General features: G+C 60.5%; 10 protein-coding genes and 4 pseudogenes. 10 read left to right on the top strand and 4 right to left on the bottom strand.

The window, feature by feature from the left end; translation table 11 throughout:
- Nucleotides 1-12: 12 nt before the first annotated feature.
- Entirely contained in the window at nt 13-1,428 is a 1,416-nt protein-coding gene (ccoG, locus tag AC0V2S_RS17695; protein WP_475510871.1) for a cytochrome c oxidase accessory protein CcoG, read from the bottom strand.
- Between the two features lie 292 nt (nt 1,429-1,720).
- Here ccoG and AC0V2S_RS17690 point away from each other — a divergent pair, with 292 nt between their 5' ends.
- The 3 genes and pseudogenes from AC0V2S_RS17690 to AC0V2S_RS17680 form a co-directional block, all read left to right on the top strand.
- Entirely contained in the window at nt 1,721-3,388 is a 1,668-nt protein-coding gene (locus AC0V2S_RS17690; protein ID WP_475510870.1) for a nitrite/sulfite reductase, read from the top strand.
- Nucleotides 3,385-3,822 (top strand): DUF934 domain-containing protein, encoded by a 438-nt coding sequence (locus AC0V2S_RS17685; protein ID WP_475510869.1) that lies wholly within the window; start codon nt 3,385-3,387, stop codon nt 3,820-3,822. The genes AC0V2S_RS17690 and AC0V2S_RS17685 overlap by 4 nt, the downstream gene beginning before the upstream one ends.
- A gap of 86 nt (nt 3,823-3,908) precedes the next feature.
- Nucleotides 3,909-4,339, top strand: a pseudogene (locus AC0V2S_RS17680) (DUF4174 domain-containing protein); the annotation flags it as partial.
- Between the two features lie 58 nt (nt 4,340-4,397).
- Here AC0V2S_RS17680 and AC0V2S_RS17675 read toward each other — a convergent pair.
- Nucleotides 4,398-4,842, bottom strand: a pseudogene (locus AC0V2S_RS17675) (YqaA family protein).
- Nucleotides 4,843-5,137: 295 nt separating this feature from the next.
- On the opposite strand from AC0V2S_RS17675, the pseudogene AC0V2S_RS17670 reads away from it, so the two are divergent.
- The 3 genes and pseudogenes from AC0V2S_RS17670 (at nt 5,138) to glgB (ending at nt 12,720) form a co-directional block, all read left to right on the top strand.
- Nucleotides 5,138-7,152 (top strand): annotated as a pseudogene (locus AC0V2S_RS17670) (alpha-1,4-glucan--maltose-1-phosphate maltosyltransferase).
- A gap of 90 nt (nt 7,153-7,242) precedes the next feature.
- Nucleotides 7,243-10,525, top strand: a pseudogene (gene treS / locus AC0V2S_RS17665) (maltose alpha-D-glucosyltransferase).
- The gene (glgB, locus tag AC0V2S_RS17660; protein WP_475510868.1) at nt 10,522-12,720 is read left to right on the top strand and encodes a 1,4-alpha-glucan branching protein GlgB; all 2,199 of its coding nucleotides are present in this window, start codon (nt 10,522-10,524) and stop codon (nt 12,718-12,720) included. The pseudogene treS and the gene glgB overlap by 4 nt, the downstream one beginning before the upstream one ends.
- 13 nt (nt 12,721-12,733) lie before the next feature.
- On the opposite strand, the gene AC0V2S_RS17655 is transcribed toward glgB, so the two are convergent.
- Both AC0V2S_RS17655 and nhaA read right to left on the bottom strand, forming a co-directional pair.
- Nucleotides 12,734-12,892: a hypothetical protein gene (locus AC0V2S_RS17655; RefSeq protein WP_475510867.1), complete on the bottom strand. Its 159-nt coding sequence runs from the start codon at nt 12,890-12,892 to the stop codon at nt 12,734-12,736.
- A gap of 135 nt (nt 12,893-13,027) precedes the next feature.
- Entirely contained in the window at nt 13,028-14,389 is a 1,362-nt protein-coding gene (gene nhaA, locus AC0V2S_RS17650; protein ID WP_475510866.1) for a Na+/H+ antiporter NhaA, read from the bottom strand.
- 218 nt (nt 14,390-14,607) lie between these two features.
- On the opposite strand from nhaA, the gene AC0V2S_RS17645 reads away from it, so the two are divergent.
- Genes AC0V2S_RS17645 through AC0V2S_RS17630 form a run of 4 tightly spaced genes read left to right on the top strand, consistent with a single transcriptional unit; the run spans nt 14,608 to nt 18,935 of the window.
- On the top strand, nt 14,608-15,714 hold the full coding sequence (locus tag AC0V2S_RS17645) for a polyamine ABC transporter substrate-binding protein (protein WP_475510865.1): 1,107 nt from the start codon (nt 14,608-14,610) through the stop codon (nt 15,712-15,714).
- A gap of 55 nt (nt 15,715-15,769) precedes the next feature.
- Entirely contained in the window at nt 15,770-17,188 is a 1,419-nt protein-coding gene (locus AC0V2S_RS17640; RefSeq protein ID WP_475510864.1) for an aminotransferase, read from the top strand.
- Between the two features lie 56 nt (nt 17,189-17,244).
- Entirely contained in the window at nt 17,245-18,090 is an 846-nt protein-coding gene (locus tag AC0V2S_RS17635; RefSeq protein ID WP_475510863.1) for a response regulator transcription factor, read from the top strand.
- A gap of 53 nt (nt 18,091-18,143) precedes the next feature.
- On the top strand, nt 18,144-18,935 hold the full coding sequence (locus tag AC0V2S_RS17630; RefSeq protein WP_475510862.1) for an enoyl-CoA hydratase/isomerase family protein: 792 nt from the start codon (nt 18,144-18,146) through the stop codon (nt 18,933-18,935).
- Nucleotides 18,936-18,942 lie beyond the last annotated feature (7 nt).

The following is an 18,942-nucleotide window of genomic DNA, read 5'->3' as shown; positions in this document are numbered from 1 at the left end:
ATGCGATGGACCTCAGCGATTCAACGGGGCAACAAACGTACTCACACCAGCCACCCGATTCTGCGGCGATCCCACTTCATGCACTTCGAAGTGCACCTTCTGCGAGGTGCTGGTAACCCGCGGTGCGGTCAGCACCACACTCAACGGCACATCGGTGATCTCGCCCGGCGCCAGCTGCACGCGGGTGTTGCCGCGCAGCTCAAATGGCCCATCGCCGGTCATTGCCAACTCGTACGTGCGGCTCTGCTGGGTTTTATTGATCACCTTGAAGCTGTAGATATTCTCGATCTGCCCGGCACTGTTTTCGCGGAACAGACCACGGTCGCGGGTGATATCCAAAGAGAGCAGCGGCCGTGCATCCAGGGCCCAGACAAAGGCGCCGATCATCAATACCAACACGGCGGCATAGCTCACCAGCCGAGGGCGGAAGTAGTGGGTTTTGCCACCGGCCAATGCGCTTTCCGAGCGGTAGCCCACCAGGCCACGGGCGTAGCCCATCTTGTCCATCACCGAGTCGCAGGCATCGATGCAGGCGCCGCAGCTAATGCAGTCCAGCTGCAAACCGTCGCGGATATCGATACCGGTCGGGCACACCTGCACGCACATCGTGCAGTCAATGCAATCACCCAGGCCGACGCTTTGCGGCGCCACATCCTTGCGCCGTGGACCACGGCTTTCGCCACGGGCGGCGTCGTAGCTGACCAGCAGGGTGTCCTTGTCGAACATCACGCTTTGAAAGCGCGAGTACGGGCACATATGCAGGCAGACTTTTTCCCGCAGCCAGCCGGCGTTCAGGTAGGTGGCGGCGGTGAACAGAAACAGCCAGGTGGCACTGCCGCTGTCGAGATTGAAAGTGAGCAGTTCACTGACCAATTGGCGTACCGGCACGAAGTAGCCAATAAAGCCGATGGCAGTCACCAGGCTGACGGTCAACCACAGGCCATGCTTGGCCGAGCGGCGCAGTACCTTGTTGGTCGACCAGGGTGCGGCATCCAGTTTGATGCGCTGGCCGCGATCGCCCTCAGTGACTTTTTCCACCCACATAAACACCCAGGTCCACACGCTTTGCGGACAGGTGTAACCGCACCACACGCGGCCGGCGAACACGGTGATGGCGAACAGGCCAAAGGCGGCGATGATCAGCAGCGCCGACAGCAGAATAAAATCCTGCGGCCAGAAGGTGGCGCCGAAAATGTAGAAGCGCTGCCCGGAGAGGTCCCAGAGCACTGCTTGGCGGTCTCCCCAGTTCAGCCAGGCTGTACCGAAGAAAATCGCAAACAAAAGCCCTGCACCGTACAGGCGCAGGTTGCGGAACAGGCCGGTAAAGGCACGGGTATGAATTGGCCCGCCGGCTTGCGCCGGAGTCAGGCGCAGCGGTTGGCGCGGATCAATGGTTTCGATGATCTTCGCGGGAATACGGTCAGTCATGGCATGGCCCCATCAGGCTCTTTATCAGGCGGGGCCATGATCGCGGGGCAACTGATCCGATAACAGACTCAGGTTGTGCGGAAAAAAGCGGATCAGATGTCATCCGCTGATCCGAAATTCTGGGTCCCAGCCTGCGCTGGGACGACGGTGATTGTCGCAAAGACCTCCGTCATTCCAGCGCAGGCTGGAATCCAGACTCTTGAATCTGATCCGTTTTTTATTAACCAATCTGCCGCTGTTTTATCTGGACTACGCACCGGCATAGTCCCCCTCACTAACCGAGGGCGCCCCCATGTATCAATACGACGAGTACGACCACGCGCTGGTGCGCGAGCGGGTTGAGCAGTTTCGCGATCAGGTGCAGCGCCGCCTCAGTGGTGAACTCAGCGAAGACGAGTTTCTGCCACTGCGCCTGCAAAACGGCCTGTATATGCAAAAGCACGCGTACATGCTGCGCGTGGCCATCCCCTACGGCACGCTGAGCGCAGAACAACTGCGGTGCCTGGCCTCGATTGCCCGTGACTACGACCGCGACTACGGCCACTTCACCACCCGGCAAAATATTCAGTTCAACTGGATCAATCTGGAGCAGGTGCCGGATATTCTCGCGCGCCTGGCCGAGGTGCAGATGCACGCCATCCAGACCTCCGGCAACTGCGTGCGCAATATCACTACCGAGGCCTTCGCCGGCGTGGCAGCCGATGAATTATTGGACCCACGGCCACTGGCCGAAATCCTCCGACAGTGGTCCACGGTCAATCCGGAGTTTTTGTTTCTGCCACGCAAATTCAAGATTGCCCTGTGCTCGGCAGTCGAAGATCGGGCGGCGATTCAGATGCACGATATTGGCCTGTATCTGTACCGCGACAAGGCGGGGCAGATGCTGCTGCGGGTGATGGTCGGCGGCGGGCTAGGGCGCACGCCGATCCTGTCGCAACAAATTCGCGACGGTTTGCCGTGGCAGCACGTGCTGTCGTATGTCGAGGCTATTTTGCGGGTGTACAACCGCCATGGTCGGCGCGACAACAAGTACAAGGCACGCATCAAGATTCTGGTCAAAGCCCTGGGCATCGAGGCTTTCGCCGCCGAGGTCGAGCGCGAATGGTTGCACCTGAAAGACGGCCCGGCGGAGCTTACCGACAGCGAATACCAGCGTGTGGCCAGCGCGTTTGTGCCGCCTGCTTATGCGCCGTTGCCACTGATTGATCTGGATTTCGGCAGCCATCTGACGCAAAGCGTGGCCTTTGAAAAGTGGGTCGAGCGCAACGTCAAAGCCCATAAGGTTCCGGGGTATGCGAGCGTGGTGCTGTCGACCAAACCGGGCGCTGCTATGCCGCCAGGCGATGTCACCTCGGCGCAGATGGACGCGGTGGCCGACTGGGCAGAGCGCTTTGGCTTTGGCGAAATCCGTATCGCCCATGAGCAAAATATCGTGCTGCCGGATGTGCGCAAACGTGACCTCTACGCGCTATGGGAGGCCGCGTGTGAACAGGGCCTGGGCACCGCCAATATCGGCCTGCTCAGCGATATCATCGCGTGCCCTGGCGGCGACTATTGCTCGCTGGCCAATGCCAAATCCATCCCCATCGCCCAAGGCATCCAGGCGCATTTTGATGACCTGGATTACCTGCACGATATCGGCGAACTCAGCCTCAATATCTCCGGCTGCATGAACGCTTGCGGCCATCACCACATCGGCAATATCGGCATCCTCGGCGTCGATAAGAACGGCAGCGAGTGGTACCAGATCACCCTCGGCGGGGCTCAGGGCCAACAGGCAGCGCTGGGCAAAGTGATCGGCCCCTCGTTTGCTGCCGAACAGGTGCCGCAGGTGATCGAACGCATCGTGCAGACCTTTACGGACTACCGGGAAAACCAGGAACGGTTTGTCGACACGGTGCAACGCATCGGCTTGGAGCCCTTCAAGGAGCGGGTGTACCGCGCGGAGGAGGTGGCATGAGCAATCTGATCCGGTTGGTAGACGGGCTTCCCGTTATTGAACAGGACGATCCGGCGCTGCGCATCGTGCCCCTGGCGCAATGGCAAGCCGGAGAAGGGTTGTTGCTGGGGCCGGACGATGATGTGGAAAGCCTGCAACCTCTGCTGGCCGATGTGGCGATGATCGCCATCGACTTTCCCAGCTTTCGGGATGGGCGAGGTTATAGCCAGGCGTATCTGTTGCGCCGCCGGTTGGGTTGGCAGGGGGAATTGCGCGCGGTGGGCGATGTGTTGCGCGACCAGCTTAGCCATATGCGCCAGTGCGGCTTTGACAGTTTTGCGGTGCGGGCCGACAAGTCGGTGGAGGATGCGCTGAAGGGGTTGGCGGGGATGAGTGTGTTGTATGGGCGGTCGGCGATTGAGCCGCGGCCGTTGTTTAGGCGGCGTACTTCGTAGAAGCGACTTAGAGAATTTGCAGGCGCCAGTGAACCTTTGCCCCAAAACCGCAATCTCTGTCGGGATGGATTTCAAAGGAGGTATCTATGTTTTTGCGCTCGTTCAGCCTGGCGTTGATGGTTGCCCTTAGCGGCCCGTATTGGCCGACAATGAAGACAGCCCGCTTAACGCCGACCGTGGTCAGGCGCGGCCGGTCATCGTGATCGCCAACAGTTCGGCCGACCCGGCCTTGGTGAAACTGCTGGAGGCACTGAAGGATCCAGCCAATCAGGCGGCCTTTAAAGAACGCAATATGGTGCTCTACACCGTGGTGAACACCATCGGTAAGCGCGACGGCAAAGACCTCGACCCGCAAAGCACCATGGCCCTGATTCGCTCATTGAAGCTGGGCGCCAGTGCGCAGGCCAAGGTGATTTTGCTGGGCAAGGATGGCGAGAAGAAGCTTGAACATGCCGGGCCGATTGAGCCGCAGCAGTTGTTCAGCGCGGTCGATCAACTGCCTGCGAGCGAAAAGGAGTTGAGAGTAAACGGCGGCCGACCCCGCGAAACCCGCTCCGGCGCCGTTGAATGATTAGTTACGCCGCGCAAAACTCGTAACCACACACCACCGCTGCCAACACCAGGTAGCGGCCCGCTTTGGCGACCGTCACCAATAGCAAAAACCGCCACAACGGCTCGCGCATCACCCCGGCGACCAACGTCAGCGGGTCGCCCACCACCGGCAACCAACTCAATAGCAGGGTCCAGCTTCCAAAGCGCTGGTACCACTGCTGTGCCCCGCGCCATCTGTTTAGGGCTAACGGGAAACCAGCGACGCTCGCGAAAACGCTCGATTCCCCGCCCCAAGCACCAGTTCACCACGAAACCCAATACATTGCCGGCGATAGCCGCCGCGAGTAGCCCTAGGGTTGAGTAATCACCTGCCAACAGCAAACCCACCAGCACGGCTTCCGATTGCAGCGGCAGCAGGGTGGCGGCGAGGAAGGCGATGGTGAAGACGCTGAGGTAGGCGGTGAGCATGAGTAGCTTATGAAGATGGAGAGCCGGCGACTTTAGCGTAAGTGCGTGAATTCTGGGTCCGCGCCTGCGCGGGGACGACGGAGATTTCGACGCCATCACCGTCATTCCAGCGCAGGCTGGAATCCAGAGTCTTGTGTGAAACGCGGTGCCAAACAAACCCAGCAAAACCCTGAACTTTTGCTCTACCAGGGGCTCGGAACTGTACGCCCCTGTTTTGCGCAGGGACAACGAATCCAGACACGCCGCCACCCAGTTCACCGGGCGGCGGCGGTTTGCAGTGAAGGAGCCCGATTCGATGTCGCATGCTCGCCCCTTGGCCCCCCTCAATCAGGTTGCCGAACGCCAGACCTCCAGCTTGCCAATCGACGAAGCCCTGCAATTGCCGCGTATAGCCATCGAGGCAGTAATGCCTGTGGTCGAAGGCGGGCGTTTTCCGGCTAAAAGTGTCGTCGGCTCCATTGTTTCCGTGAGTGCGGTGATCTTACCGACGGCCACGACAAGCTCGATGGCGCCGTGTTGTGGCGCGCCGAACTCGAAGAAAAGTGGCACCGCGTACCGCTGACAGACCTTGGCAACGACCTCTGGCAAGGCGAGTTCACCCTCGACCAACCCGGCCGTTACCATTTCGCTGTGCAGGCCTGGTGGGACGGCTACGCCACCTTTACCTACGAGCTTCTGAAGAAGTTTTCTGCCGGGGTGCCCATCACCTGGAGCTGCAAGAAGGCGAGCAACTGCTGCGCAACGCCGCCGAACACGCCGGCCCCGAGCACGCCGAACTGATGGCCGAGCGCCTGCGTGCGCTGCAAGACACCCAGTCAGTGGAAGAACGCGTGACGTTCTTTCTGGCCGCGGAAACCACCGAGGCCATGCGGCTTACCGAAGCCACCCGCACCGAATCAACAGCCCGGCATACCCGCTCGATGTGGAGCGCAAGCTGGCCGAGTTTGCCAGTTGGTACGAGCTGTTCCCGCGTTCGGCCACCGACGATGAAGACCGCCACGGCACCTTCCGCGATGTGATCGAACGCCTGCCGTATGTGCGCGATATGGGCTTTGATGTGCTGTATTTCCCGCCGATTCACCCCATCGGCCGCGCCCACCGCAAGGGTCGCAACAATTCCCTGCAAGCCCGCGCCAATGACCCCGGTAGCCCCTACGCCATCGGCAGCAAAGACGGCGGCCACGACGCCATCCACCCGAAGCTCGGCACGTTTGAAGACTTCCGCGCCTTGGTGCGGGCCGCCAAAGAACATGGTCTGGAAATCGCCCTGGACTTCGCCATCCAGTGCTCGCCAGATCACCCTTGGCTTGAGGAACACCCTGGTTGGTTCAGCTGGCGCCCGGACGGCAGCATCCGCCATGCGGAAAACCCGCCGAAAAATACGAAGACATCGTTAACGTCGACTTTTACGCCCAAGACGCAATGCCTGGTCTCTGGCTGGCTCTGCGCGACGTGGTCAAGGGCTGGGTGGAGCAGGGCGTCACACTGTTTCGCGTCGATAACCCGCACACCAAACCGCTGCCGTTCTGGGAGTGGTTGATCGCCGATATTCGCGCCGTGCACCCAGAAGTGATCTTCCTCGCCGAAGCCTTTACCCGCCCGGCGATGATGGCGCGGCTGGGCAAGGTCGGTTTTAGCCAGAGCTACACCTATTTCACTTGGCGCAACATCAAGGCCGAGTTGGAAACCTACCTCACCGAACTGAACACCGCGCCGTGGCGAGATTGCTACCGGCCGAACTTCTTCGTGAATACGCCCGATATCACCCGGCCTTTTTGCACAACAACGGCCGTGCCGGTTTTCTGATTCGAACTGCGTTGGCCACCATGGGCTCCGGCCTTTGGGGAATGTATTCGGCTTTGAAATTTGCGAGGCGGCACCGGTGCCGGGCAAAGAGGAATACCTGGACTCGGAGAAGTACCAGATTCGCCCGCGCAATTATCAGCAGCCCGGCAATATCGTCAGCGAAATCGCCCAGCTCAACCGCATTCGCCGGCAAAACCCGGCATTGCAATCCCACCTGGGGCTGGAGATTTACACCTGCTACAACGACAACATTCTGCTGTTCGGCAAACGCACGGCTGACCTCAGCAATTTTGTGCTGGTGGCCGTAAGCCTCGACCCACACAACGCCCAGGAAGCCCATTTTGAACTGCCACTTTGGGAGTTCGGGCTGCCTGACGATGCCAGCCTGCACGGTGAGGACCTGATGACCGGGCACACCTGGACCTGGCACGGCAAAACCCAATGGATGCGCATTGAACCGTGGCACAGCCGTTCGGTATCTGGCGCGTGCGCGTAACCAGCTAAGGGGGACGCGATGAGCGACCAAGCGAAAACAGCGAATACCGAAAAGAAACCCACCACCGAACGTCGCAAAAACGCCGGCCTGCCGCCTTTATCGAAGACCCGCTCTGGTACAAGGACGCGGTGATCTATCAGGTGCACGTGAAGTCGTACTTCGACTCCAACAACGACGGCATCGGCGACTTTCCGGGGCTGATTTCCAAGCTCGATTACATCGCCGACCTGGGCGTCAACACCATCTGGCTGCTGCCGTTCTACCCGTCGCCACGCCGCGACGATGGCTATGACATTGCCGAGTACCGCGATGTGCACCCCGACTACGGCGGCATGGCCGATGCCAAACGCTTTATTGCCGAGGCCCATAGCCGCGGCATTCGGGTGATCACTGAACTGGTGATCAACCACACCTCCGACCAGCACCCGTGGTTTCAGAAAGCCCGGCGCGCCAAACCGGCTCCAAGGCGCGGGATTTTACGTGTGGTCCGATAGCGACCAAAAATTCCCGGAAACCCGGATCATTTTCCTCGACACCGAAAGTCCAACTGGACCTGGGACCCGGTCGCCGGTCAGTACTTCTGGCATCGGTTTTACTCGCACCAGCCGGATCTAAACTTCGACAACCCGCAGGTGCTTAAAGAAGTGCTGAGCGTGATGCGCTTCTGGCTCGACCTTGGCGTTGATGGCCTGCGCCTGGACGCCATTCCGTACCTCATCGAGCGCGAAGGCACCAACAACGAAAACCTGGCTGAAACCCATGTGGTGCTGAAGAAAATCCGCGCCGAGCTGGACGCCACCTACCCGGACCGCATGCTGTTGGCCGAGGCCAACCAATGGCCGGAAGACACCCAGCTGTATTTTGGCGGCGAAGACGGTGGCCCCGGCGATGAATGCCATATGGCTTTCCACTTCCCGCTGATGCCGCGCATGTACATGGCAATCGCCCAGGAAGACCGTTTTCCGATCACCGATATCCTGCGCCAGACCCCGGAAATTCCGGATAACTGCCAGTGGGCGATTTTCCTGCGCAACCACGATGAGCTGACGCTGGAAATGGTCACCGACCACGAACGCGATTATCTGTGGAATTACTACGCAGCCGATCGCCGGGCGCGGATCAACCTCGGTATTCGCCGCCGGTTGGCGCCGTTGGTAGAACGCGATCGCCGGCGTATCGAACTGCTCAACAGCATGCTGCTCTCCATGCCCGGCACGCCGACGCTGTACTACGGCGATGAGATCGGCATGGGCGACAACATTTTCCTCGGCGACCGCGATGGCGTGCGCACGCCGATGCAGTGGTCCATCGACCGTAACGGCGGTTTCTCCCGCGCCGACCCTGCCAGCCTGGTATTGCCGCCGATTCAAGACCCGCTCTACGGCTTTCAAAGCATCAACGTGGAAACCCAGCAGCGCGACGCCCATTCGTTGCTGAACTGGACGCGGCGCATGCTCGCCATCCGCAAACAACAGAAAGCCTTTGGCCGCGGCACCTTGAAAATGCTCGCGCCCTCCAACCGCCGTATCCTCGCTTACTTGCGCGAATACACCGGCGTAGACGGCAAACACGAAGTCATTTGTGCGTGGCCAATATGTCGCGGGCGGCCCAGGCCGCCGAGCTGGAGCTGTCTGCCTATAACGGCATGGTGCCGGTGGAGATGGTGGGCGGTACGTCGTTCCCGCCGATTGGCCAACTCAACTACTTGCTGACTCTGCCGCCCTACGGTTTCTACTGGTTCCTGCTCGCCGAAGAAGCTCAGATGCCCGCCTGGCACGTGCCGCCGGTAGACCGCATGCCCGAGCTGCCGACGCTGGTGATCAAACGTGACCTCACCGAGCTGATGCAATCGCGTTGCAGCCTGACGTTGAGCCGTGAATCGCTGCCGGCTTATCTGCCCAAACGCCGTTGGTTCTCGTCGCTGGACGACGGTGCCGCCGCCGAATACAAGCTGCTGTACGCCGTGCCGTTTGGCGCGCGCAGCGTGCTCAGCGAAGTGGAAGTGCGCAACGGCAATCAGGTTGAGCATTACCAATTACCGCTCAGTTATGTGGCGGAAAATGCCGCCGGCAGCAGCGTGCCACAGCAACTGGCCCTCGCTCGTCTGCGCCGTGGCCGGGAAGTTGGGTTGCTCACCGATGCCTTTACTTTGGGCGAATTCAGCCAGCAGGTGGTGCGTTACCTGCGCGAAGGCCAGGTGCTGAATTCGGCCGGGTGCGAGCTGCAGTTTTTGCCGACGCCGCAGTTGCATGAGCTACCGGATAACCCCGAGGAAGAGATCAATCTGGTCTCGGCGGAGCAGTCAAACAGCTCGGCGCTGATTGGCGAAAGCATGGTGCTGAAACTGGTGCGCCGGGTGATGCCCGGCATTCACCCGGAAACCGAAATGGGCGGGTATCTCACCGCCCAGGGCTTTGCCAATATCCCGCAGTTGCTCGGCGAAGTACGCCGCGTAGATGCCCAGGGCGTGCCGCATACCTTGATGGTGTTGCAGCGTTTCCTGAGCAACCAGGGCGATGCCTGGCAGTGGACGCAAAACACTCTGGAACGGGCTATACGCGATCAGTTGTCGAACCCTGCGGTAGCCACCGCCGACGGTGCGATTGCCCCCGCCAGCCTGGAGCTGGCGACGTTCGCCCGGCAATTGGGGCGCCGCCTGGGCGAGATGCATCGGGTACTGGCTCAGCCGAGCGAGAACCCGGACTTTGGCGCCATCACCAGCACGCAACACGATGTGGACGAATGGGCCAGTAGCGTCAGCTCTCAGCTGCAGGAGGCGTTGGATCAGGTCGCCAATAGCCCGAGTGCCGACGCTGCAAGCGCGCAATGGTTGGCGGCGCATGGCAAGCAACTGCTCGCTGCGTAAACAAACTGGCGCAACTGTGCCTGGGCGGTCTGCGTATTCGGGTGCATGGCGACTTGCACCTGGGCCAGGTGCTGGTGGTGCAGGGCGATGCGTACCTGATCGACTTCGAGGGCGAGCCGACTCGCAGTCTGCAAGAGCGCCGTACCCGCCACAGCCCGATGAAGGATGTGGCCGGCATGATCCGCTCGTTCGACTACGCCGCCGCCATGGCCATTCGCAATACGCACAGCACCGACGCCTCCCGTGAAGCCGATGCCGTGCGTCGTGAAGTGGCGGGCCAATATCGCAGTCAGGCGCGTACCGCGTTCCAGGAAGCCTATCGCCTGGCCGCCGCCGACTTGCCCCATGCCTGGCACGAACGCGACGGTGAAGTGGCCGCCCTGGCGCTGTTCAGTCTGGAAAAAGCCGCCTACGAAATTCTGTATGAAGCCCGCTACCGCCCCGACTGGCTGAATGTGCCGGTGCAGGGCCTGGTGGAGCTGGGCCAACACTTGCTTGGGAGCAGTGCACGATGATCGATTTGAATGTGCCGGCTCCGCTCAACGCAGAAATGCCGGATGCCAATGTACAGGCGCTGGTCCGCGCCGAGCACAGCGACCCGTTTGCCTTCCTCGGCCCGCACCGGGACGAGCAGGGACCAATTGTGCGTGCCTATCTGCCGGGCGCGTTGGGTGTCGATCTGATCGATGCCAACAGCGGCGAAAACCTCGGTGAAATGACGCTTGGCGAAGTGCCGGGGATGTTCACCATCCGCCCTCCGGAGCTGCGCCCCTATCGCCTGCGAATTCGCTGGGGTGAGGGCGAGCAGGAAATTGAAGACCCGTATGCATTTGGTCCGCAATTAGGCGAGATGGATATCTACCTGTTCGGTGAAGGCAACCACCGCGAGCTGGGCAAAGCCTTTGGCGCGCAGCTGGTTGAAGTAGACGGCGTTCGCGGCGTGCGGTTTGCCGTGTGGGCGCCTAACGCGCGGCGGGTGTCGGTAGTCGGCCATTTCAATGGTTGGGATGGCCGCCGCCACGTAATGCGCGGGCGGCATCCGTCGGGCGTGTGGGAGATTTTTATCCCGCGCCTGCAACCCGGCGAAGTCTACAAATACGAGATTCTCGGCAGCCACGGCGTATTGCCCCTGAAGGCCGACCCCATTGCGTTGGCGACTGAGCTGCCGCCAGCCACTGGTTCGGTGGTGGCTCAGCCGTTGGAATTCACCTGGAACGACCAGCAATGGCTGGAGAATCGCCAGCACGCCCAGGCGCATAACCAGCCGCTGTCGATCTACGAAATGCATGTTGGCTCCTGGCGTCATCACGAAGACGGGCGAGTGCTGCATTGGTCCGAACTGGCTGACCAGCTAATCCCCTATATGCACGAGATGGGTTTTACCCACGTCGAGCTAATGCCGATCATGGAGCACCCGTTTGGTGGCTCGTGGGGCTATCAACTGCTGTCGCAATTTGCCCCGAGTTCGCGCTACGGCAGCCCGGCGGATTTCGCCGCGTTTGTCGACGCCTGCCATGTCGCCGGTATCGGCGTGATTCTCGACTGGGTTCCGGCGCATTTTCCCACCGACAGCCACGGCCTGGCCCGCTTCGACGGCACCGCGCTGTATGAATACGCGCACCCGTTCGAGGGCTTTCATCAGGACTGGGACACCTTTATCTACAACCTCGGCCGCAACGAAGTGCACGGCTATATGCTGGCCTCGGCGCTGCACTGGTTGCGCCAATACCATATCGATGGCTTGAGGGTAGATGCCGTGGCCTCGATGCTTTACCGGGACTACTCACGCAAAGATGGCGAGTGGATACCCAACCGCCACGGTGGCCGGGAAAACCTCGAAGCCATCGACTTTCTCCGCCATCTAAACGACGTGGTGCACACCGAAGTACCGGGCGCGCTGGTGATTGCCGAAGAGTCCACTGCGTGGCCGGGCGTAAGCCACGACACCCAGGGCGGCGGTCTGGGCTTTGCCTATAAATGGAACATGGGCTGGATGCACGACAGCCTGAAATACATCGCCGAAGACCCGCTCAACCGCCAACACCACCACGACAAATTGACCTTCGGTTTGCTCTACGCCTTTACCGAGCAATTTATCCTGCCGATCTCCCACGACGAGGTGGTGCACGGCAAACGCTCACTGCTCGACAAAATGCCCGGCGATCGCTGGCAAAAATTCGCCAACCTGCGGCTGTACCTGAGCTTTATGTGGAGCCATCCGGGGAAAAAGCTGCTGTTTATGGGCTGCGAATTTGGCCAATGGCGCGAATGGAGCCACGACCATGAACTGGACTGGTACCTGCTGCGCTACGGCGAACACCAAGGCACGCAGAACCTGGTGAAAACCCTCAACCACCTGTACCGCGAGCATCCCGCGCTGCACCAACGTGACGGCAAGCCCGAAGGCTTCCAATGGCTGATCGGTGATGACGCGACCAATAGCGTCTACGCCTTTCTACGTCATGGCGACGACGGCGCGCCGGTACTGGTCGTACACAACTTCACGCCGGTGCCGCGCGAAGGCTATCGCATCGGCGTGCCGCAGGCGGGGGAGTGGCAGGTGCTGCTTAACAGCGATGATGAAGTGTTTGCCGGCTCGAACGCGGGAACGCGTGGTGGGCTGCATACCGACAACGTGGAAAGCCATGGGGAAGGACAATCGCTGGCGTTGAATTTGCCGCCGTTGGGGACGTTGATACTTAAGCCCTGACATGGCCATAAACTCAGCGAGCGGGTAGAACACCATTCTCTATAAAGTATTCAAGGGCTTTATCACCGCCTTCAGCGGCGCTTTTTACGTCCGCAGCCGTTAGTTTTTTCCTGTTTTTTTTGGGTTCTACTGCAATACGAACAGCATTGCCTGGCTTAGTGGTTTGCTTCATCTGTGGTCTCGCATTGTTGTTGCCCTAAAAGCATCGAGGCTGAAGCCTCTCCCACAAGGGCCGCAAATTTAATGTGGGAGAGGCCGGGCGGCGTTACGATCAGCCTCGAGTTTTTGATCTTGCTTTGGCTATCAGCTAGGAAGCGACCGCACTCGCTTGAAGGCGCGAACGCCGCACCACAATCGCCCCAATCACCAACCCCACTGTGGCCGCAATGGCCGAGGCAAGTAGCACGCCCAGCTTCGCAGCACTCAGCAAGCCGGCATCGGTAAAGGCCAGCGAGGCGATAAAGATCGACATGGTAAAACCAATCCCCGCCAGGCAACCGACCAGCCCCAACCAGGCCCAGGTAATGCCGGCCGGCAAGGTGCACCAACCTAGACGCACCAGCAGCCAGGTGCTGAACATCACGCCAATCGGCTTGCCCACCACGAGAGCGAACAGCACCCCGAACATCACGGTCAGTGAACCCGAGTCGCCAAGATCAACACCACCCAGACTTACGCCGGCATTGGCCAGTGCAAACAGCGGCATCACGCCGTAAGCCACCCACGGGTGCAGTGATGCCTGCACACGAATTACCGGAGGCAGCAGTTCACGTTGGGCGGTGCGCAGCTGGTTTACCGGGCGCAGCAAATGATGGGCATCGCCATTGGCGCGCTCGGCTACGGCGTTCACCGCACGCATGGCTCTGTCCAATGGGCGCTCAGTGTCGGGGCGGGAAAACACCGGGGTCATCAGGCCCAGCACCACGCCGGCCAAGGTCGGGTGAGCGCCAGTTTTCAGCAGGCCAAACCATAACAACGCGCCAGGCAGCACATAGGCGTACGCCGAGCCGATGCCGATCTGCTGAAATATCAGCACTAACACAATGCCGGCGCCGGCAATCAGAAAGCCGATCGGCTCCAGGCCACCGGAGTAGAAGAGGGCGATGATCAGGACGGCGGCGATGTCATCGATGATCGCCAGGGCCAGCAAAAACACCCGCACTGATGGCGGAATGGATTTGCCCAGCAAGGCCAGCACGCCCATGGCAAACGCGATATCGGTAGCGGTCGGTACGGCCCAGCCGGCACGCAGGCTCGGGTCGCCATTGATGGCCAGGTAAAACAGCGCCGGCACGGCAACGCCACCCAGGGCCGCCGCCATCGGCAAGGTCGCGAGCTTTAGGGTGGCCAGGGCGCCTTCGTGAATTTCGCGGCGAATTTCCAGGCCCACCACCAGGAAAAACACGGTCATCAAACCGTCGTTGATCCAGAAGTGCAGCGACTGGGAAATCTGAAACTCGCCCAAACCAATGCTCAAGGGCAAATGCCACAAGTGGTGGTAACTGTCGGCGGCGGGGGAGTTGGCCCAGATCAGGGCAATGGCAGCGGCCAGCATCAAGACGATGCCGCTGACGGCTTCAATATGCAGAAAGTGTTCGAGGGCGCTAAAGGCTTTGTCTGCTACACGACGCGCAGCAGGAAGGTCCTTGGGGGTAAGGATTCGGTTCATGGTCGCTCACTTGTATCGACTGTGTGGCGGCCCGACCAACACAAAAAACCTGCCCGATTGCTGACTGCAATCGCGACACCCGGGGGCAACCTTACACGGCGAGAACTGCCATGGCCAGCCGAACCTACCCAATCAGGGTATGGTCCCCCCCGGCGTTTCCCTCAATAGTGCAGCCATCGCTCATCCAGGGCAGATGACACTCACAAGGTGAAATGACTATGGGTAAGGTGTTTGCTTTTGTCGTTCGCTGTTCGCTTTTTCTTTCGCTCACCGCGCCAGCATTTGCCGCGCAAGAAGAGGGCGCCAATACACTGCGGCTCTACAACTGGGCCGATTACATTGGCGAAAACACCCTCGCTGATTTCGAAAAAGCCACTGGCATCAAGGTGATTTACGACACTTTCGACGCCTACGAAACCGTACAAGCCAAACTCCTCACCGGCCGCTCCGGCTACGACCTGGTGGTACTCAACGCCTCCCTCGTACCGCCAATGATCGCCGCCAAAGTGTTCCAGCCGCTGGATAAAAAGCAGCTGCCAAGCCTGGGCAACCTTGACCAGGAAGTGATCAAGAACCTGCAAGGCTACGACCCGCAGCTGGTGTACTCGGCACCCTATACCTGGGGCAGCAACGGCGTTACCTATAACGTCGACAAGATCAAGGAGCGCATGCCCGACGCACCCATTGGCTCGCTGGCGATGATGTTCGACCCCAAAGTGGTGTCGCGCTTCGCCGATTGCGGCGTGACCATCATGGACGCCCCCACCGAAGTCATCCCCCTGGCCCTGCAATACCTTGGCCGCGACCCACGCAGCGCGGCGCCGGAAGATTTGAAAGCGGTGCAAGACCTGCTGATGAAAGTGCGCCCCTATATCCGCAAATTCGATTCGGTGAACTACCTCACCAGCCTGCCGAACGGCGATGTGTGCATGGCCATGACCTGGTCCGGCGACTACGCCACTGCCCAGGCCCGGGCTGAAGAAGCGGGGCTGAAGATCAACCTGGCGTACTTCATTCCCACGGAAGGCTCGCTGATCTGGTTCGACAACATGTACATCCCGGCCGATGCGCCGCACGCCGCCAACGCCCACAAGTTCCTCGAGTACTTGCTGCAGCCGCAGGTGATGGCTGACGTCTCCAACTACATCCACTACGCCAACAGCAACGCCAAGGCCACGCCCTTGCTCAATGCCGATGTGCGTGACAACAAGGCGATCTACCCCGACGCCGAAACGCTCAAGCGTCTGTTCCCGCAGAAAACCCACGATGCGAAGGAAAGCCGGGCCATCACGCGGGTGTGGAACACGATCAAGACCGGCATGTAATGCCGTAGCAATGCCCCGTTAATACTCCGAATAATTTGTTGTGCAGGTAATGGTTATGGCGACTCCAACTCAGGCTTTTTTTGATGGCTTTGCGGATGCGGCACTGGTCCAGGCGGACAAGGCGCACTACATGCACGGTTACCACGTGTTTGATGAACACCGCGAGCAAGGCTCCCTGAATATCGTTGCCGGCGAGGGCGCTTACATTTACGACACCGCAGGCAACCGCTTCCTCGATGCGGTGGGTGGCATGTGGTGCACCAACATTGGCCTGGGCCGCGAAGAAATGGCCCTGGCCATCGCCGATCAGGTGCGCAAGCTGGCCTACGCCAACCCGTTCTGCGACATGGCCAACAACGTCGCCATCGACCTGTGTAAAAAGCTCGCCGAGCTGGCGCCGGGCGATCTCGATCATGTGTTTCTCACCACCGGCGGCTCCACGGCCGTAGACACCGCCTACCGCCTGATCCAGTACTACCAGAACTGCCGCGGAAAGCCGGAGAAGAAGCACGTGATTGCGCGGTACAACGCCTATCACGGCTCCACCACCCTGTGCATGCAGATCGGCAACAAGGCCGCCGACCGGGTGCCCGAGTTCGATTACACCAACGACCGCATCCACCATATCTCCAACCCCAACCCGTACCGCGCACCGGCCGGGATGAACGAGGCGCAGTTTGTCGACTACCTGATCGCCGAGTTCGAAGACAAGATTCTCAGCATCGGCGCCGATAACGTCGCGGCCTTCTTTGCCGAGCCGATCATGGGCTCCGGCGGCGTGATCATTCCGCCCGAGGGCTACCTGAAACGGATGTGGGAGGTGTGCCAGACCTACGACATTCTGTTTGTGGCCGACGAAGTGGTGACCTCCTTTGGCCGCCTGGGCACCTTCTTCGCCAGCGAGGCGTTGTTTGGCGTGCAGCCCGACATCATCACCACAGCCAAAGGCCTGACCTCGGCGTACTTGCCGCTGGGCGCGTGCATTTTCTCTGACCGCATCTGGAAAGTGATCGACGAGCCCGGCAAAGGCCGCTGCTTTACCCACGGCTTTACCTACAGCGGCCACCCGGTGTGCTGCACCGCAGCACTGAAAAACATCGAAATCATCGAGCGGGAAAACCTGCTGGCCCATGTGAACGATGTGGGCTCTTACCTGGAAGAGCGCCTGGCCACCCTGCGCGACTTGCCGCTGGTGGGCGATGTGCGCTGCAAAAAGCTGATGGCCTGCGTCGAGTTCGTGGCTGATAAGCGCAGCAAGGCGCTGTTCCCGGAAGCGCTGAACATCGGTGAGAAAATCCACACCCGCGCACAGGCCAAAGGGTTGCTGGTACGGCCGATGGTGCACCTGAACGTGATGTCGCCGCCGCTGATCATCACCCGGGCCCAGGTCGACCAGATTGTCGAAACCTTGCGCGAGTGCATTCTGGAAGTGGCCGATGAGCTGACGGTCAGCGGCCAATACGCGGGGCATTGAAGATGAGTGTATCCATGGCTTTACGGCACTCCGAGCGCCTGCATAGACTGCGGGCCATGAATAACGCCGATGATTCCCTGGTTTCGCTGCCGCTGAGCGCCTTGCGCCAGTGGCACGCCGAACTGCAACAGGCCTTGACCCACGTCGACGGCCTGGAGGCACTGACGCATCTGGCCAATGCCCTGGGCCATCTGGTGCCGGTGCAGTCGTTGATGATCAGCGTGGAGCGCAAAGACCAGCCGCCGCAACTGCTGTTCCAGCAGGGCATTCCCGAGCGTTACCGCGACTGGATGATCAACCGCTATTTCTCCGGTGGTTACCTGCTCGACCCGTTCTGCCTGGCCGTGGAAGGCGGCCTGGCCGAGGGGTTCTATCACCTGACGGAAATCGCCCCGGACGATTTCTTCTCCAGCGAGTACTACAAGAACTACTACCTGGAAATCGGTTGCGCGGAAGACAGCTACTACATCGTCAACCTCGACAGCCGCAGCAAAATCTCCGTCAGTCTGTTCCAAGGCATGGGCGCGCAAAACCTGGCCCCCGAGCAGCTCAACTTGCTGCGCGCCATGCAGCCGATGGTGCGCGAAGTGCTGGCTCAGTTCGGCCGTCACTGGCTGCAACAGAACGGCGCCAGTGATAGCGCCGCCGAGCAGGACCACGCGCTTCTAAGCCAGCGTATTCAGGTGGCATTCAACAACTTCGGCTGCGACCTGCTCACCGAACGTGAACGGGAAGTGGCGCATATGGTGCTGCGTGGCCACTCGGTGAAATCTGCGGCTTACGAGCTGGCGATTTCCCCCGAGACCGTGCGCATGCACCGCAAAAACCTGTACCTGAAGCTCTCGGTCAACTCGCAAGCGGAGTTGTTCGCCCAGTTTATCGACTGGTTACGCCAGGGCTGACGCCCGCCACGCCACGCTCTCCCTACAAGACTAAAAAACTTTCGAGGCCGCCTATGACCACGCAGCTCGCTGTGCTTTGCCAAAAAGAAGCCGGCATTGCCCGCCTGACCCTTAATCGCGTTGAACAGCGCAACGCATTGGATATTCCCACCCTGCAATTCTTGCTGGAGCAGTTGGAAGAGCTGAACCAGGATCCCGACGTGCGTGTGGTGGTGCTAACCGGCAATGGCCGTAGCTTTTGTGCCGGCGCGGAACTGGCCGAATGGGCCGCCGCCGAAGCCCGTGGCGACCTGGAAACCTACGGCTGGACCGAAGCCGCGCACCGCCTGATGGCGCGCCTGTACAGCCTGGAAAAACCCACCATTGCCGCCATCAACGGCACCGCCGTCGGCGCCGGCATGGACCTGGCGCTGTGCTGCGACCTCCGCATTGCCGCACAGTCGGCACGTTTCAAGGCCGGCTACACCAGCATGGCGTACTCGCCGGACGCCGGCGCCAGTTGGCATTTGCCGCGTTTGATCGGCGCCGAGCAGGCCAAGCGTTTTCTGTTCCTCGACGAGCTTTGGAGCGCCGAGCGGGCGCTGGCTGCCGGCCTGGTCGGGGAGCTGTGTGCCGATGAGCAACTGTCGACTGTGGCCGCCGAACTGGCCCAGCGTTTGGCCAATGGGCCGACCTTTGCCTTCGCGCAAACCAAACAACTGATTCGTGACGGCGAAAAACGCGACTTGCCCCAGCACCTGCACGCCGAACTGGCGGCCGGGCTACTGTGTGGCCGCAGTGAAGACGGCAATGAAGCCCTGCGCGCCAGCGTGGAAAAGCGCGCGCCGCATTTTGTCGGCCGCTAACCCAATA

The organism is Pseudomonas sp. CC11G (assembly GCF_056174845.1).
Note: the sequence above shows the minus strand (reverse complement) of the source record. Positions and strands in the feature narration are given on the sequence as shown.